Consider the following 15,681-nt stretch of genomic DNA (forward strand, 5'->3'; position numbering starts at 1 on the left):
TACGGCCCCGCCGGCCGCCCGTCGTGCGGTGCCGTGGCGTCATGACGGGCGAGGAGTACACCCCGGACATTCCCGACGCCGAGCCGCAGCTCCCGGAGCCGGTCCGGCAGCGGGTCATCGCGCTGGTCGCCGGAGCTTTGTCGGGTTTGCCGTTCGATGAGGTTCCTGCGGCACTCAAGAAGATCGCCAGATTCGCCCCGAATCGTAGGGCACGGCTGGGCGGTCCGCTGCTCGCCGCGCACGTCGCCGCCGACCCGCTGTTCCGGCAGCGGATCGGCAAGAAGGTGCTGGAAGAGGCCGGCGAACTGGGCGAGGCGCTGCTCGAGGGCGCGTGCCCGGCGGCGGCCGACCCGGTCGAGGTGGCCGCGCTGGCGTACCTGACCCGGCCCGAGGGCTGGCTGGACCTGGTCGAGGCCACCGCCGAGGCCGTGCGCGCCGAGGCCGACAGCGCCGCCGTCGAGGAACGGATCCACGCCGCCGAGGCCCGGGCCAACCGCGCCGAACACGAGCGCAACACCACCCGCGTCGAGCTGGACCGGGCCCGCGACGAGCTGGCGAAGCTGCGCGTCGAGGCCAGCCAGCTCCGCGAGGAGACCCGGGGGCTGGCCCGCGCCGTCCAGGAGTCGGAGCGCAAGGAGAAGAAGGCCGCCGAGCTCCTGGGTACCGAGAAGGGCCGCTGGACCAAGGCGGCGGCCGACCACGACGCCGAACTGCGCCGGATGCGCGCGAAGGTGACCGACCTGGAGGGCGCGCTGGAGACGGCCCGGCACACCGGCCGCGACGCCCGGGCGCTCGGCGACGCGCGGACCTGGCTGCTGCTGGAGACGATCAGCCAGGCCGCCCAGGGCCTGCGCCGCGAACTGTCCCTGGAACCGACCACCCGGCTGCCCGCCGACTTCGTGGCCGAGGTGGCCGCCGACCTGCCCGACAAGCTCGCGTCCAGCGCCCGGGCCCTGGAGGCCAACGACCCGGCCCGGCTGGACCAGCTCCTGTCGTTGCCGAGAGTTCATCTGGTCGTCGACGGGTACAACGTGACCAAGACCGGCTTCGGTGAGTTGTCATTGGAGCAGCAACGGACCCGCCTGGTGACCGGCCTCGGCGGGATCGCCGCGCAGACCGGGGCGGAGGTGACCTGCGTGTTCGACGGAGCCGAGCGGATGCACGGCCTGCCGCCCACCCCGCGCGGGGTCCGCGTGCTGTTCAGCAAGAAGGGCGAGACGGCCGACGACCTGATCCGCCGCCTGGTGCGGGCCGAGCCCTCGGGCCGCCCGGTGGTCGTGGTCTCCACGGACCGGGAGGTCGCCGACGGGGTCCGCCGGCACGGGGCGTACCCGCTGAGTTCCGAGACCCTGCTGCGGAGGCTCAACCGGAAATGACGCGCTGGCCCGCGATCGACCGAGCCCCCGCCGGGCCGGTCAGCCGCGCCGTCGCGATGGCGGTCCTCGTGCTTGTCGCGTTGTCGCTGGCCGGGCCGCCCGGGCTCGCCCCGGCGACGATCCGCAAGCGCCTGGTCGGCGACTCCGGGACCCGGCCCGCGCCCCTGCCGTGGATCGACCGCAGCTCCGACACCGTCCTCGTCCTCGGGCACCCCGGCGGCGAGCGGCTGATGGGCCGGATCCTGTGGCCCGCCACCGCGGCCGTGAAGGTCGTCACCGAGGTGTGGTCCGACTGGCCCCGGCACGTCACGATCATCGTGCCGGCCGACGCGGACGAGCTGCGCGCCCTCATCGACGAGGACGGCGACCTGGCGCACGTGGCCGCGCTCACCGACCCCGGCGGCCGGGTGGTCGTCAACCCGGAGGTGTTCGGCGGGCTGTCCCCGGCCGGCCGGCAGATCGTGCTCACCCACGAGATCACGCACGCGGCGGTCCGGGGTACGACGTCCGACCGCACGCCGTACTGGCTGGCCGAGGGCCTCGCGGAGTACGTGGCGCACCGGGGCACCGCCACCCGGGACCGCAGCGTCGCCAAGGAGCTGGCCGACGAGGTGCGGCTCGGCCGGCTGCCCGCGCGGCTCCCGGCCCGGTCGGACTTCGCGGGTCCCCGCCAGGCCCAGGCGTACCAGGAGGCGTGGCTGGCCTGCCGCTTCATGGTCGAACGGGCCGGCGAGGCGACCCTGAAACAGGTGTACCGGAGAATGTCGGCGGGCGCGGCCATCGACACCGTGCTCCGCGAGGAGCTGGGCCTGAGCGAGGCGCACCTCGTCGCGCACTGGCGGGAGTACGTGGAGAGGCGGCTCGGATGAGAACCACCGCGTGGTGGGTACTGGCCGGCCTGGCCGTCCTGATCGCCGCGATCCTGGTGTTCCTCGTGCCCTGGGCCCCCACCCCGCCGAGGTCCGAGCAGCTGGCGGCCCTCGGCGAGTTGCCCGCCGACAAGGTGGCCCGGGCCCGGGAGTTCCACACCGCGCTGCGCCCCGGCAGCTACGGCGCCCTGCTGCTCGGCCTCGCGCTGTCCGTGGTCCTCGGCCTGACCCCGCTCGGCGCCCGGCTGATCGGGTTGCTGCCGGCGCACTGGCTGGTCAGGGGCGTGCTCGGCGGCCTGCTGCTGGTGACCCTGGCCCAGCTGCTGACCCTGCCCGTGGCGGCCTGGCAGGAGACGATCCTCCGCCGGTACGGACTGTCCACCCGGGACTGGGGCTCGTGGGGCGGGGACGTGCTGAAGGGGTACCTGCTCAGCGCCGTGCTGTCCGCCGTGGCCCTCGGCGCGTTCTACACCCTGGTCCGGTACGCGCCCCGCTGGTGGTGGGCGTTCGGCGCGGCCGGGGCGGCGCTCGTCGTCGTGCTGCTGTCCTTCGCGCTGCCCGTGCTGGTCGAGCCCGTGTTCAACAAGTTCGTGCCCCTGTCGGAGGGGCCGCTGCGGTCGACGCTGATGGAGCTCGCCGCCCGCGACGGCGTACCCGTCAAGGATGTCCTGATCGCCGACGCCTCGCGCCGGACCCGCGCCGTGAACGCCTACGTCTCCGGGCTCGGCCCCACCCGCCGGATCGTCGTCTACGACACCCTGCTCAAGGAGGCCCCGCCGGAGGAGGTCGCGGCCGTCGTCGCCCACGAACTGGGCCACGCCAAGGACAACGACGTTCTGTTGGGTACCGTGACCGGCGCGTTGGGCGCGGCGGCCGGCGTCGTCGGGCTCTACCTCCTCGGCGGCTGGACCGGGCTGCTCCGCCGGGCCGGGGTCGACGCGGTCACCGACCCGCGCGCCCTGGCGCTGCTGTTCGCCGTCGCGGGGATCGTCGGCCTGCTCGCCGGCCCGGTCCAGAACCTGGTGTCCCGGCAGGTCGAGGCCCGGGCCGACCGGCACGCCCTGGCCCTGACCGGCGACCCGGACACGTTCGGGGCGATGCAGCGCCGGCTGTCGCTGGTCAACCTGGGTGACCCGGACCCACCCGCGCCGGAATACCTGCTGTTCTCCAGCCACCCGTCCGCCGTGCAGCGGATGGCCGTGGCCCGCACCTGGAAGAAGCCCTGATGACCACACCACGCCCGTCGCCGACGCGGTCCCGCGCGCACCGGGGGACCCCGGCATGACCACGCTCCTCGTCACCAACGACTTCCCGCCCCGCCCCGGCGGCATCCAGTCGTTCGTGCACGCCCTCGCCGTGCGCCAGCCCTCGCTGGTCGTCTACTCGTCCACCTGGCGGGGCGCGGAGTCGACCGCGTTCGACGCGAAGCAACCGTTCGAGGTGGTCCGCGAGGACACCGGGATGATGCTGCCGACCAGGGCCGTCGCCCGCCGGGCCGCCGAGATCGCCCGCGCGCACGGCTGCGACGCGGTGTGGTTCGGGGCCGCCGCCCCGCTGGGCCTGCTCGCCGAGGGCCTGCGCCGCCGCACCGGGATCGAACGCGCGATCGGCCTCACCCACGGCCACGAGATCGGCTGGGCCAAGCTGCCCGGGGCCCGCGGGCTGCTGCGCCGGATCGCCCGGCACACCGACGTGCTGACCTACCTGACGGAATTCCAACGGGTACGCCTCGCGCCGGCCCTCGGCGAGCTCACCACCCTCGAACGGCTCGCGCCCGGCGTGCAGGTCGACATGTTCCACCCGGGCGTGGACGGCACCGCGATCCGCGCCCGGCACGGCCTCGGCGACCGCCCCGTCATCGTGTGCGTGTCCCGCCTGGTGCCCCGCAAGGGCCAGGACACCCTGATCCGGGCGCTGCCGGCCGTGCTCCGCCGGGTACCCGACGCCCGGCTGCTCCTGGTCAGCGGCGGCCCGTACCGGTCGAGGCTCGTCAAGCTCGCCGCCCAGGTCGGCGTCTCCGACGCGGTCGTGTTCACCGGCTCCGTCCCGTACGAGGAACTGCCCGCGCACTACGCGGCCGGCGACGTGTTCGCGATGCCGTGCCGGACCCGGGCCGCCGGCCTCGACGTGGAGGGCCTGGGCATCGTGTTCCTGGAGGCCAGTGCCGTCGGGCTGCCCGTGGTGGCCGGCAACTCGGGCGGCTCGCCGGACGCCGTGCTGGAGGGGGAGACCGGCTACGTGGTCGACCACGACTCCCCGGCCCTCGTCGACCGGCTCGTGGACCTGCTCACGGACCGGGACCTGGCCGCCCGCCTCGGCAAGGCCGGCCGGGCCTGGGTGGAGAAGGAGTGGCACTGGGACGCCCAGGCGGACCGCATGAAGGCCCTGTTGCACCCCTGAGACGAGAATCGGCCCGCTCCCGGGTAAAAGGGGAGCGGGCCGGTCGTCGTAACGGCTAGGAGAGCGTGTTGGCCGGCAGCGTGTACGCCGTGGCCATCAGTCGCTCCAGTTCCCGGGTGATCGCCTTGCGCAGCCCGTCGTGGTCGCTGCACAGCTGCCACTCCGGATGCGTCCACCGGTCCCGGGTGTAGCGCCGCACCGGCCCGCTGCGCATCTCCGGCGGCTCCCACGCGTACCTCGGGAAGACGTGCGCGTGCAGGTAGTGGTCCTGGTTGCCGAGGATCTCGTAGTTGATCCGGCGGAAGTGCGGGTCGTCGCCGTTGCAGGCGTTGAACACCGCCTCGCCCAACAGTGCCATGTCGGTGAGGAACTGGGTCCGCTCCGCCAGGGGCAGGTCCGAGAGGTGCTCGGCGTCGTCGATGTCCGACAGCAGCACGCAGTACCCCGGAAGGAACTGGGTGTCGCCTATGACGGCGAAGCCGCTGCGCATCCTCGCCAACACGGTCGGATTCTCACCGCGTCGGGCCGCTCCGATGCGGTCCTCCCGCCAGTCGCCCATCGCTCCTCCAAATTGGTCGAACGGTCGGAGGTTACCCAGTTCCTGCGCCGGGCGCCATGGATGCATTTCTTTTGTCACCTTTTAAGCCATCCGAGGTACCAGTCGATGGTCTCGCGTAGTTCGGCCGCCCCGGTCGCCGAGCGCCGTTCGAGCCTGCGCGCCGCCGTCCGCATGCACTCCGGCGCGGCCAGCAGCACGATCTCGGGATCCACCCCGTACGCCTCGCACAGGCCCTCGATCCTGCGCAACCGGTCGGGCTCGGCGCGGAACCCGAACTCGCTGAACGGTCGCAGGGAGATCGGCGCGATGGCCCAGGTGAGCTGGCAGAGGTCGATCAGCGGACTCCGGGCGCCGGACAGTTCCCAGTCCAGGTAGCCGGCGGGCCGGGGCGCGCGCGGGGCGCGGGCGTGGCGTTCGCGCAGCTGGCGGCCGAGTTGGCGCAGGCCCTGCTCGCCGCGGAGCACGGCAGGCCAGGGGCGACGCGTGACGATGTCGAGGAGGGGCGTGGCCTCCACGGATCCCCCTTGCGGTTGTGGCACCTATTTTGTCCGAAATAGACGTGATAATAGGTACCACAACCGCAAGTGTGGATACGTGGCGCCTGACAGGCTAGAAGCGCTGCTTGTCCGGTGGCTCCAGGATGCCGAGCCGCAGGGCCGTCATCAGCGCCTGCGCGCGGTTGGCGGCACCCAGCTTCTCGTACAACTTGGAGATGTGGGTCTTCGCCGTCGACTCCGACACGTAGAGCTGCTTGGCGATGCCGGCCACGCTCATGCCGTCGGCGAGCAGCTTCAGCACCTGCCCCTCGCGGGGCGAGAGCTGCGGCCCGGACGGGGCCAACCGGCGCTTCATGGCCTCGGCCAGGTCGGCGGCGGTGAACGCGTTCGGCGTGCTCGCCGCGTGCCGTGCCGCGGCCACCACGTCGTCGGCCGGCGAGCTCTTCGGCACGAAGGCGCTCGCACCCGCCTCCAGGGCGCCGAAGAGCTGGTCGTCACCCGCGTACATGGTGAGCACCACGATGCCCATGGTCGGGTTGTTCTTCCGCAGTTCACGGGTCGCGTCGAGACCGCTGCCGTCGGGCAGCCGCAGGTCCATGATCACCACCTCGGGCGACAGTGCGGCGCACAGCCGCAAAGCATCCGCCGTGGTGCCGGCCTCGCCGACCACCTCGAACTGCGGGTCGCGGTCGAAAGCATGCCTCAGACCCTTGCGGATCAGGTCATGGTCGTCGACCAACAGCACCCGGGTCGGTTCGCTGGACGTCGGGTCACTCATCTTTGATGCCCACCCCCTCTGATGCCGATACGCTACCGTGCCGGACAGCCGTGCCTAACACCATCACCACGGTCGTGCCCCGTGGGTCGCGGGGGGCGATGCTCAGATCGCCCCGGATCCGCTCCGCGCGCTCGGCCATGATGGCCAGCCCGTAGCTGCCGTCAGCGGGGCCGTCCCCGATACCGGCACCGTCGTCGGAGACCTCGATTCGAGCGTACGGGGGATCAACCTCGCAAGTTACCCACAGGTTCTCCGCCCGGGCGTGCTTCCGTGCGTTCGTGATGGCTTCCTGGGCGATTCTGAGCAATTCCCCCTCAATCGCCGCCGGAAGTCGGGAAGTTGACTCATCCAGGGACAGATGCACCCGGAGCCCGGCCGACGAACCGATCGTCCGGGCGTAGTCGGAGATCGCCGCCGCGAGCCCGCCGTGCCGCTCCACCTCGCTGCGCAGCTCGAACAGGCTCAGCCGCAGCTCCGTGATGACCCGGGTCACCTCGGTCCGCAGCTCCTTGAGGTCGTTCTCCGCGCCCTCGCTGCCCGGCGGGAGCTGGGCGAGCGCGTTGTCGATCCCGTAGCCGACCATCACCAGCTCCTGGGCGACCCCGTCGTGGATCTCCCGGGCCAGGCGCTGGCGCTCCTCGCTCGTGGCCAGCGTGCGCACCTCGTCGAACAGCAGCGCGGCCTCCAGCCGGAGCGCGGCGGGGCCGGCCAGCTCGGCGACCCGCGCGACGACCTGCGCCGGGTACGCCCCCGGCTTGTCGCTCTCGATCGCCAGCAGCCCGATCGTGCGCACCCCGGCCATCAGGGGCACCACCAGGGCCGACACCTCGCCCTTGGCGGCAGCCCGGGACCGCGACAGCGACCGGGACACCACCTGGGGCTGCTGGGTGGCCCACGCGTCCGCCACGGCGCTCTCGGAGTCCACCGACGTCTCCCAGTCGACCCGCTCCACGCCGAACTGGGCGAGCACCACGAGCCGCCCGCCGCCACTGGCCCCGAACACCGCGGCCCGGTCCAGGCCGGCCGCCTCGCGCACCTCGTCGAGCATGTGCGAGGCGATGCCGCCCGGGTCCAGGGTGCCGCCGGGCAGGTGCCGGGCGACCGTCCGGAGCTGGGTGAGCAGCCGGGTCGCCTCCGCGTACGGCTGGGGTCTGTTCCGGGTCGCCAGCGCCCGGTGCAACGCGCCCCCGAACGCGGCGGTGGCCGTCGAGATGGCCAGCCACTGCACGGCCGTCAGCAGGTTGTCGGAGCGGCTGAAGTTGCCGGTGAACGTCCCGCTGCCGAGCAGCCCGATCCCGGCGATCGCGACCAGCAGGAACGCCTCGGCGGCGCCCCGGTACAGGGCGGCGCTCATCACCGGGGCGAGCAGGTAGGGCAGCAGGGTCCAGCCCTCGTCGGCCAGGGCCACCGCGCCGATCACGGTCACGATGGTCTCGGCGGCGCGGCCGGCCCGGCCGTACACCGGATGGGTCGGTCTCAGGGTCGCCGGCAGCGCGGCGATCGTCAGGAGACCGATCCACACCAGGGTTCTCGGGTCCTTCGTCGCCACCAGGCTCAGGATGGTGACGAGCGCCAGGAGTCCGAGGCGGACGGCCGTGGTGATGGTGCTCGGTCTGTACCACGCGCCGCCCGGCTCGGTGTCGAGGTCAGGCCCCGTAGATGGCTGCGATCTCGTCGGCGTACTCCTTGTGGACAACGTTGCGCTTCACCTTCATCGACGGCGTGAGCTCACCGGTGGCTTCGGTGAAGTCCCGGGGCAGGATCCGGAAGACCTTGATCGCCTCGGCGTGCGAGACGGCCCTGTTGGCGTCGTCGACCGCGGTCTGCACCTCGGCCCGCAACGATTCGTCGGTCCTCAACTCCGCGATCGTACCGGTTCGTCCGTTCGCCTCGAGCCACCGCGGGAAAGCCTCCTCGTCGATCGCGACCAGCGCGGCGATGAAGGGCTGCTGGTCGCCGATGACGACGCACTGGCTGATCAGCGGGTGGGCCCGGACCCGGTCCTCGAGGACGGCCGGGGCGACGTTCTTGCCGCCGGCGGTGACGATGAGTTCCTTCTTGCGGCCGGTGATGAACAGGAAGCCCGCGTCGTCGAGGTGGCCGATGTCGCCGGTGTGGAACCAGCCGTCGGAGTTGATGGCCTCGGCGGTGGCGGCGGGGTTGTTCCAGTACCCCTTCATCACCTGCGGGCCCTTGACCAGGATCTCGCCGTCGTCGGCGATCGAGATCGTCGTGCCCGGGATCGGCCGGCCGACCGAGCCGATCTTCTGCATGCCCGGCTCGTTGATGTTGGTGACCGGCGCGGTCTCCGTCAGGCCGTAGCCCTCCAGGACCGTCACGCCGATGCCGCGGAAGAAGTGGCCCAGCCGGTCGCCGAGCGGCGCGCCGCCGGACACGGCCCAGTTGCACCGGCCGCCGAGGGCGACCCGCAGCTTGCTGTAGACCAGCTTGTCGAAGAGCTTGTGCTGGAGGTTGAGGCCGAAGCCGGCGCCGCCGGAGTCCTGCGCCCTGCTCCACTGGATGGCCACCCCGGCGGCCCGGTCGAAGATCTTGCCCTTGCCGGCGGCGTGCGCCTTCTGCTTGGCGCCGTTGTAGACCTTCTCGAACACCCGGGGCACCGACAGGATGATGGTCGGCTGGAACGTCTTCAGGTCGTCGAGCAGGTTCTTCACGTCGGCGGTGTGCCCGATGGCGATCCGGCCGTGCACGAACGCGAGCTGGACCATCCGGGCCAGCGAGTGCGCCAGCGGCAGGAACAGCAGCGTCGTGCCGCCGTTGCCGAGGATGGTGCCGTAGTTGAAGAGGGCGTTCTCCGCGTTCGAGTACAGGTTGCGGTGGGTCAGGACGCAGCCCTTCGGCTTGCCCGTCGTCCCCGAGGTGTAGATGATCGTGGCCACGTCGGCGGCCTGGGTGGCGCCCCGGCGGGCCTCGACCCCGGCCAGGTCCGGGGCGGCGGGCGACAGCTCGGCGATCACCCCGGCGTCGATCTTCCAGATGTGCTTCAGCGCCGGCAGGTCGGCCGTCGGGATCAGCGCGGCGTGCTCGTCGGTCTCCAGGAAGATGGCCACGGCCCCGGAGTCGGCCAGGATCCACTCGACCTGCTCGGCCGAGGACGTCTCGTAGATGGGTACGGTCACGGCACCGGCCGCCCAGATGGCGTAGTCGACGACGCCCCACTCGTACCGCGTCTTGCTCATCAGGCAGACCCGGTCGCCGCCGGAGATGCCGGCCGCGATCATGCCGGCGGCCAGCGCGGCCACCTCGTCGCGGAACTCGCGGCACGTGACGTCCAGCCAGCCGTCCGGACCGGGGCGGCGGAACTGTACGACGTCGCCGTGGTCCTGCGCGTTGGACCAGATCTTGTCCGTCAGCGTGAGGTCGTCGGGGACGGTCACGGCCGCTGGTACGGAGAATTCGCGCACTTCCGACTCCTTTTCTAGCCCCCCGAGCAGCCCCACACGCGTGGGGTCACCGCGAACTTACCCGCGAGTACCCTTTCGTGAACAGGCCCGTCACGCAGCTGATACTTTTCGAACCTATCAGGGCCGCCACGCCGGGCGGGTCGGCGCGCCCGCACCGAAACCACGCGGCGAGCGGCACCCCACGCACGCGGCCAGGTAGTCTTCGCTGTCATGGCGGACTCCTCGACCCAGTCGATCGTCGTCGCGGCCTCGCCCGCCGACATCGCTGCGGTGATCTGCGACTTCCCGAGATATCCGGAGTGGGCCGCCGCCGTGCGGTCGATCGAGGTGATCGAGGAGTACGAGGACGGTTACGCCAGCCAGGTCCGGTTCTCCCTCGACGCCGGGGTGGCGAAGGACGAGTACACCCTGAGCTACGAGTACGCCGAGGACATCTCCCGGATCGAGTGGCGGCTCGTCGCGCCGTCCGCGTTGCAGAAGAGCCAGGTCGGCTCCTACGACCTCGCGGACAACGGCGACGGCACGTCGACGGTGACGTACACGCTCGCGGTGGAGCTGGGAATGAGCATGCTGGGCATGTTCAAGCGCAAGGCCGAGAAAATGATCATGGACACGGCGCTCAAGGAGCTCAAGCGGCGCGTCGAGGGCTCGAAGGCCTGAGACCCGCCCGCCCGGGCCCCTGTCCCGTAGCACCGTGTCGTCACAGAAACTAAGGAGTCGGGTGGGACTCACCATCGGGATCGACGTCGGCGGCACCAAGGTGCTGGCCGGGGTCGTCGACGCGGACGGCACGGTCATCGCCCAGGCGCGCCGCGACACCCCGGCCGACGACGTCGGCCGGACCCGCGAGCTGATCGTCGACGTGATCCGGGAACTGTCGGCCGCGCACCCGGTCGACGCCGTGGGCATCGGGGCGGCCGGCTGGATCGACGCACAACGGTCGACCGTGCTCTACGCGCCCAACCTGGCCTGGCGGCACGAGCCGCTCCGCGACTCGGTCGCCGCCGACATCGACCTGCCCGTGGTGGTCGAGAACGACGCCAACGCCGCGGCCTGGGCGGAGTTCCGGTTCGGGGCCGGGCAGGGTACGGACTCGCTCGTCCTGCTCACCGTCGGCACCGGGATCGGCGGCGGCATCGTGCTCGCCGGCAACCTGGTCCGGGGCGAGCACGGTATCGCCGCGGAGTTCGGGCACACCCTGGCCGTGGCCGACGGGCATCCGTGCGGGTGCGGGGCGCGGGGCTGCCTGGAGCAGTACACGTCGGGCACCGCCCTGGTCCGGTACGCCCGCGCGGCGGTCCGCGACGGCGGCACCGGCCCGGCCGCGGAACTGCTCGCCCTCGTCGGCGGCGACGTGGACAAGATCGACGGGCCGACGGTCACCCGGGCCGCCCGCGACGGCGATCCCACCGCCCGGGCCGCGTTCGCCGAGATCGGCCGGTGGCTCGGCTACGGGATGGCCGACGCCGTGCAGATCCTGGACCCGGCGGTCATCGTGGTCGGCGGCGGCGTCAGCGAGGCCGGGGAGCTCCTGCTCGACCCGGCGCGGCGCGCCTACGCGGACCGCTTGACCCAGCGCGGCAAGCTGCCGGTGGCGGAGATCCGCCAGGCCCGGCTGGGCAATCTCGCGGGGCTCGTCGGCGCCGCGGACCTGGCCCGGCGACCCTAGCTCTTCCCAGGCAACGTTAGCTGCTCAAGAGGGACGGCATGCCGAAGCTGCGGGTGGTCTCGTACAACGTGCGGGGTCTCAAGGACGACCGGGCGGCCCTGGGCGAGGTGATCCGCGAGCTCGCGCCCGACGTGCTGTTCGCCCAGGAGGCGCCGCGCCGGTTCCGGTGGCGGCAGAGGTGCGCGGAGCTCGCCCGTTGGGGCGGCATGATCTACGCGTCGGGCGGCCTGCCCGGGCTGGGCAACGCGATCCTGGTCAGCATGCGCGTCGACGTCGAGGAGGCCTGGGGGCTGCGGTATCCGCTGACCCCGGGCCGGCACCTGCGCGGGGCGGCGTTCGCCCGGTGTTCGGTGGGCCGGGTGCCGTTCCTCGCCGTCGGCAGCCATCTCGCCACTGACGACCACGAGCGGCCGGCCCAGGCGGCGCTTCTCGCGTCGACGATCCGCGAGGCGGGCGGGACCGCGATCTTCGGCGGGGACATCAACGAGACCGAGGGTGGGTCGGCCTGGCGGACCCTGGCCGACGGCCGGATCGACGCGGGGGTCGGCGACCAGACGCCGACGTTCAGCATCAACAACCCGCAGCGGCGGATCGACGCGCTCTTCGCGGACGAGTCGTGCAGGGTCTCGGGGTACCGGGTGGTGGACACCCCCGCCGTGCGCCGGGCCAGCGACCACTTCCCGATCTACGCCGAGGTCGAGCTGTAGCCCACGACGGCATTGACAACGGTGACAGCCCGCCCGCGCGTGGCCGCGACCACGCCGGCACACCGCACCCGGGCGGCGCGCCCGGCCGCGTGACAACGGTGACAGTCTCCGCGCGCGTGGCCGCGAAGACTGTGGGTGAGCGGTGCCGGCCGCACGCATGACCCCGTCTGAGCAGCGACGATGCGGGGTGACAACGGTGACGACGTCGAGCCGCGACGCCGATGCCGCCGCCCGCCCGTCGTGCCGCCAACAAGGGGAGCGCCCCTCCGCCTTCCACGGGGGAAGAAGGCGGTGAGGCGCTCCGTGGTGGGAACATTACGCCCCCGACGTCGGTGTCCGCTACCCCCCAACCGGGGGTCGGCACCCCTTATGGCACACCGACCCGTCGCCTACGCTCGCGGAGGGCGGGGGATCCGCCCACGGAGGCTCGCGGGGGCTGACGGAGGAAGGCGTGGATGAGGTTCGGCGTCCTCGGCGCGGTGCGGGTGTGCGGCCCCGACGGCTCGTGTCTGTCCATGCAGCCCAGACAGCGCGCGGTCCTGGCGTACCTGTTGCTGAACGCGGGGCGGCCGGTGTCCGCCGACCGGCTCGTCGCGGCGATCTGGGGCGCGGCCCCGCCGGTGACCGCCCGGGCCCAGGTGCAGGTGGCCATCTCCACCCTGCGCGGCGTGCTGCGCCAGGTGGGACTCGCCGAACTGCTGGAGACCCTGCCCGCCGGGTACGCGCTGACGCCCGGCCCGGGCCAGCTCGACCTCGACGCGTTCACGGACCGGGTCGCGCCGGCCGACGCGGACGCCGCGACGCTCCGGGCCGCGCTGGCGCTGTGGCGGGGGCCGGCGCTGGACGACGTGGCCGCGCCGTACGCGGAGGCCGCCCGGGGCCGGCTGGAGGACCTGCGGCTCACCACGCGTGAACGCCTCGTGGACCGCGAACTCGACCGGGGCCGGCACCGTGACCTGGTCCCGGAGCTGACCGAGCTGGTCGCCGCGCACCCGGTGCGCGAGCGGTTCCGGGAGCAGCTGATGCTCGCCCTGCACGGCTGCGGCCGGTCCCGGGACGCGCTGCGCGTGGCGGGCGACTTCCGCCGGTACCTCGCCGAGGAGCACGGCCTGGACCCCCGTCCGGGGTTCACCGCGCTGGAGGAGTCGATCCGCCGGTCCGAGCCGGTCGCGGCCCCGGTCCGGGCGGCGCCGGCCCCCGCGCAGCTCCCGCCGGACGTCATCGACTTCACGGGCCGCGCGGACCAGCTCGAACTCCTCGACGGCCTGCTGCCCGACCACGGCCGGCCGGGCGCGACGGCCGTGGTGCTGACCACGATCGCCGGGGTCGGGGGCGTCGGGAAGACCGCGTTGGCCGTGCACTGGGCGCACCGGGTCCGCGACCGGTTCCCCGACGGCCAGCTGTACCTGAACCTGCACGGCTACGCGAGCGCGGCCACCGCGCCGCTGCGCCCCCTCGACGCGCTCACCCGGCTGCTGCGCGCCCTCGGGGTGCCGGGCGGCCGGATCCCGGCGGAGTTGCCGGCCGCCGTGGCCGCGTACCGGGAGAAGGTTGCCGGTCTCCGGCTCGTCGTGGTGCTGGACAACGCGAACAGCCCCGAGCAGGTCCGTCCACTGTTGCCGGTCGGCCCGGGCAGCCTGGCGGTGGTGACCAGCCGCGACCGGCTGGCCGGCCTGGTGGCCCGCGACGGCGCCCGCCGGGTCACGCTCACCGAGCTGGGGCCGGCCGACGCGCTGGCGCTGCTGACCCGGATCGTCGGGGCCGGGAGGGTCGGGGCGGAACCGGCGGCGGCCGTCGAACTGACGGTCCTGTGTGGACAGCTACCGCTGGCGTTGCGGATCACGGCCGCCTACCTCGTGGACCGGCCGGAGGTCGGCCTCGCCGAACACGCGGCCGTGCTCCGGGAGGGCAACCGGCTGCTCGCGCTGACCGTGGACGGCGACGAGCAGTCGTCGGTGCGGGCCGCGTTCGACCAGTCCTACGCCGCGCTGGCACCGGCCGAGGCGCGGCTGTTCCGGCTGTTGGGCCGCGTCCCGGGCGCGGACCTGACCGTGGACGCGGCCGCCGCCCTCGTGGACACGTCGGTGCCCGAGGCGGAGTTCCTCCTCGACCGGCTGGCGGCGGCGCACCTGGTGGCGGAGCACGCGCCGGGGCGGTACGCGCTGCACGACCTGCTGCGGGAGTACGCGGCGCACCGGGCGGCGGCCGAGGAGTCCCCGGCGGAGCTGGACGGGGCGGCGGGCCGGCTCGTCGACTGGTACCTCGCGGTCCTGCACGCGGCCGCCGCCCTGATCGCCCCGCAGCGCGACCGGGTGAAGCTGTCCGCCCGCCGCGCACCGGAGGCGCCGCCGTTCCCGCCCGACCCGTTCGACGCGCTCGTGTTCCTCGACGCCGAACGGGCCAACCTGCTGCCCGTGTTCCGGCTGGCGGAACTGCGCGGCGACGACGCGTCGGCGTACGAGCTGGCGTACCGGCTGAAGGACTTCTTCGTCGACCGGGGGCACGGCCCGGAGTCGGTGGAACTCTTCGAGGCCGCGCTGGAGGTGGCCGGGCGGCTCGGGGACCCGGTCGGCACGGCCGGCGCGCACACCGACCTGGCCACCGTGTACCGGCAGGTCGGCCGCGCCGACGACGCCCGCGAACACCTCCGGCACGCCATGGAGCTGCACCGCGCCACCGGCGACCGGGCCGGGCTGGCGGCGGCCAACAACCTGTTCGCGGCGCTGTGCGTGACCCAGGGCCGCTACGCCGAGGCCGTCGGCCCGCTGGAGGCCGCGCTCGGGCACTTCGAGGAGACCGGGGACCTGTTCCGGGTGTCGGTGGCCCTGATCAACCTGGGGATCTGCGCCGCCGAGGGCGACCGGTCCGCCGACGCCGTCGACCACTTCCGCCGGGCCATCGTCCTGCAACGCCGCACCGGCGACCGGCGGGGCGAGGCGATGTCGCTGAACTGCCTGGGCATCGCGCACCAGAAACGCGGCGAGCACGCCGAGGCCGGCGACGTGTTCCGCGCGGCCCTGGTCATCTCCCGGGAACTGGGCGACCTGCGCGGCGAGGGCGACGTGCTCAACAGCCTGGGCGACCTGCACCGGGTCCGCGGCGAGCTGGCCGACGCCCTCGACCACCTCCGCGGCTCGCTGGAGATCAAGCACCGCCTCGGGGACCGGCGGCGCGAGAAGGACGACCTGGCACTCCTCGGCGAGGTGCTGCTCCGCCTGGGCCGGCGCGCGGAGGCCCGCGAGCACCTGGAGCGGGCCCGGGCGCTGGACGTCGACGCGGCCGGCCCGGACACCGAGGACCGGATCGCGGCGGGCCTCGCCGAACTCGGCCCAGCCGACCCCGGAGAGTGACCCAACTCGTTTTCGGTCGGGGCTGTCATCACCTATTCTCCTGGGGTATAGGGG

At 73.2% G+C, this 15,681-nt stretch carries 13 protein-coding genes; 8 read left to right on the forward strand and 5 right to left on the reverse strand.

Translation table 11 applies throughout. The annotated features are described in order from the left end of the window. Nucleotides 1–41: 41 nt before the first annotated feature. The 4 genes from AB0M43_RS25800 to AB0M43_RS25815 are packed head-to-tail and all read left to right on the forward strand — an operon-like array spanning nucleotide 42 to nucleotide 4,645. Nucleotides 42–1,376, forward strand: a complete 1,335-nt coding sequence (locus AB0M43_RS25800) for an NYN domain-containing protein (RefSeq protein WP_363728334.1) — start codon at nucleotides 42–44, stop codon at nucleotides 1,374–1,376. Further along, nucleotides 1,373–2,245, forward strand: coding sequence for a hypothetical protein (locus AB0M43_RS25805; RefSeq protein ID WP_363728335.1), 873 nt, complete (start codon nucleotides 1,373–1,375; stop codon nucleotides 2,243–2,245). The genes AB0M43_RS25800 and AB0M43_RS25805 overlap by 4 nt, the downstream gene beginning before the upstream one ends. Next, complete coding sequence (locus tag AB0M43_RS25810; protein ID WP_363728336.1) at nucleotides 2,242–3,471, forward strand: M48 family metallopeptidase; 1,230 nt, start codon at nucleotides 2,242–2,244, stop codon at nucleotides 3,469–3,471. Before AB0M43_RS25805 ends, AB0M43_RS25810 begins: the two co-directional genes overlap by 4 nt. A gap of 55 nt (nucleotides 3,472–3,526) precedes the next feature. Continuing rightward, nucleotides 3,527–4,645 (forward strand): glycosyltransferase family 4 protein, encoded by a 1,119-nt coding sequence (locus AB0M43_RS25815; protein ID WP_363728337.1) that lies wholly within the window; start codon nucleotides 3,527–3,529, stop codon nucleotides 4,643–4,645. A 55-nt stretch (nucleotides 4,646–4,700) separates the two neighbouring features. Here AB0M43_RS25815 and AB0M43_RS25820 read toward each other — a convergent pair whose 3' ends face one another. From AB0M43_RS25820 to AB0M43_RS25840, 5 genes are all read right to left on the reverse strand, one after another. Then, entirely contained in the window at nucleotides 4,701–5,147 is a 447-nt protein-coding gene (locus tag AB0M43_RS25820; protein WP_363728338.1) for a diadenosine tetraphosphate hydrolase, read from the reverse strand. A gap of 131 nt (nucleotides 5,148–5,278) precedes the next feature. Next, nucleotides 5,279–5,719: a hypothetical protein gene (locus tag AB0M43_RS25825; protein WP_363728339.1), complete on the reverse strand. Its 441-nt coding sequence runs from the start codon at nucleotides 5,717–5,719 to the stop codon at nucleotides 5,279–5,281. Nucleotides 5,720–5,813: 94 nt separating this feature from the next. Then, nucleotides 5,814–6,479, reverse strand: a complete 666-nt coding sequence (locus tag AB0M43_RS25830; protein WP_363728340.1) for a response regulator transcription factor — start codon at nucleotides 6,477–6,479, stop codon at nucleotides 5,814–5,816. Then, a complete protein-coding gene (locus tag AB0M43_RS25835) occupies nucleotides 6,472–8,082 on the reverse strand; it encodes a GAF domain-containing sensor histidine kinase (RefSeq protein WP_363728567.1) in 1,611 nt (536 codons plus the stop codon). Before AB0M43_RS25835 ends, AB0M43_RS25830 begins: the two co-directional genes overlap by 8 nt. Nucleotides 8,083–8,125: 43 nt before the next feature. After that, the gene (locus AB0M43_RS25840; RefSeq protein WP_363728341.1) at nucleotides 8,126–9,901 is read right to left on the reverse strand and encodes a long-chain fatty acid--CoA ligase; all 1,776 of its coding nucleotides are present in this window, start codon (nucleotides 9,899–9,901) and stop codon (nucleotides 8,126–8,128) included. 210 nt (nucleotides 9,902–10,111) lie between these two features. Between AB0M43_RS25840 and AB0M43_RS25845 the strand changes: the two genes are divergently transcribed. The 4 genes from AB0M43_RS25845 (at nucleotide 10,112) to AB0M43_RS25860 (ending at nucleotide 15,627) form a co-directional block, all read left to right on the forward strand. Then, nucleotides 10,112–10,561 (forward strand): SRPBCC family protein, encoded by a 450-nt coding sequence (locus AB0M43_RS25845; RefSeq protein ID WP_363728342.1) that lies wholly within the window; start codon nucleotides 10,112–10,114, stop codon nucleotides 10,559–10,561. 61 nt (nucleotides 10,562–10,622) lie between these two features. Further along, entirely contained in the window at nucleotides 10,623–11,570 is a 948-nt protein-coding gene (locus AB0M43_RS25850; protein ID WP_363728343.1) for an ROK family glucokinase, read from the forward strand. Between the two features lie 38 nt (nucleotides 11,571–11,608). Further along, nucleotides 11,609–12,277 (forward strand): endonuclease/exonuclease/phosphatase family protein, encoded by a 669-nt coding sequence (locus tag AB0M43_RS25855; RefSeq protein WP_363728344.1) that lies wholly within the window; start codon nucleotides 11,609–11,611, stop codon nucleotides 12,275–12,277. A 455-nt stretch (nucleotides 12,278–12,732) separates the two neighbouring features. Continuing rightward, nucleotides 12,733–15,627 carry a tetratricopeptide repeat protein gene (locus tag AB0M43_RS25860; protein WP_363728345.1) on the forward strand — a complete coding sequence of 965 codons (2,895 nt, stop codon included), beginning with the start codon at nucleotides 12,733–12,735 and terminating at the stop codon, nucleotides 15,625–15,627. Nucleotides 15,628–15,681: the final 54 nt, after the last annotated feature.

The sequence above is a fragment of the Longispora sp. NPDC051575 genome, assembly GCF_040681875.1.
Taxonomy (GTDB): Bacteria; Actinomycetota; Actinomycetes; order Mycobacteriales; family Micromonosporaceae; genus Longispora.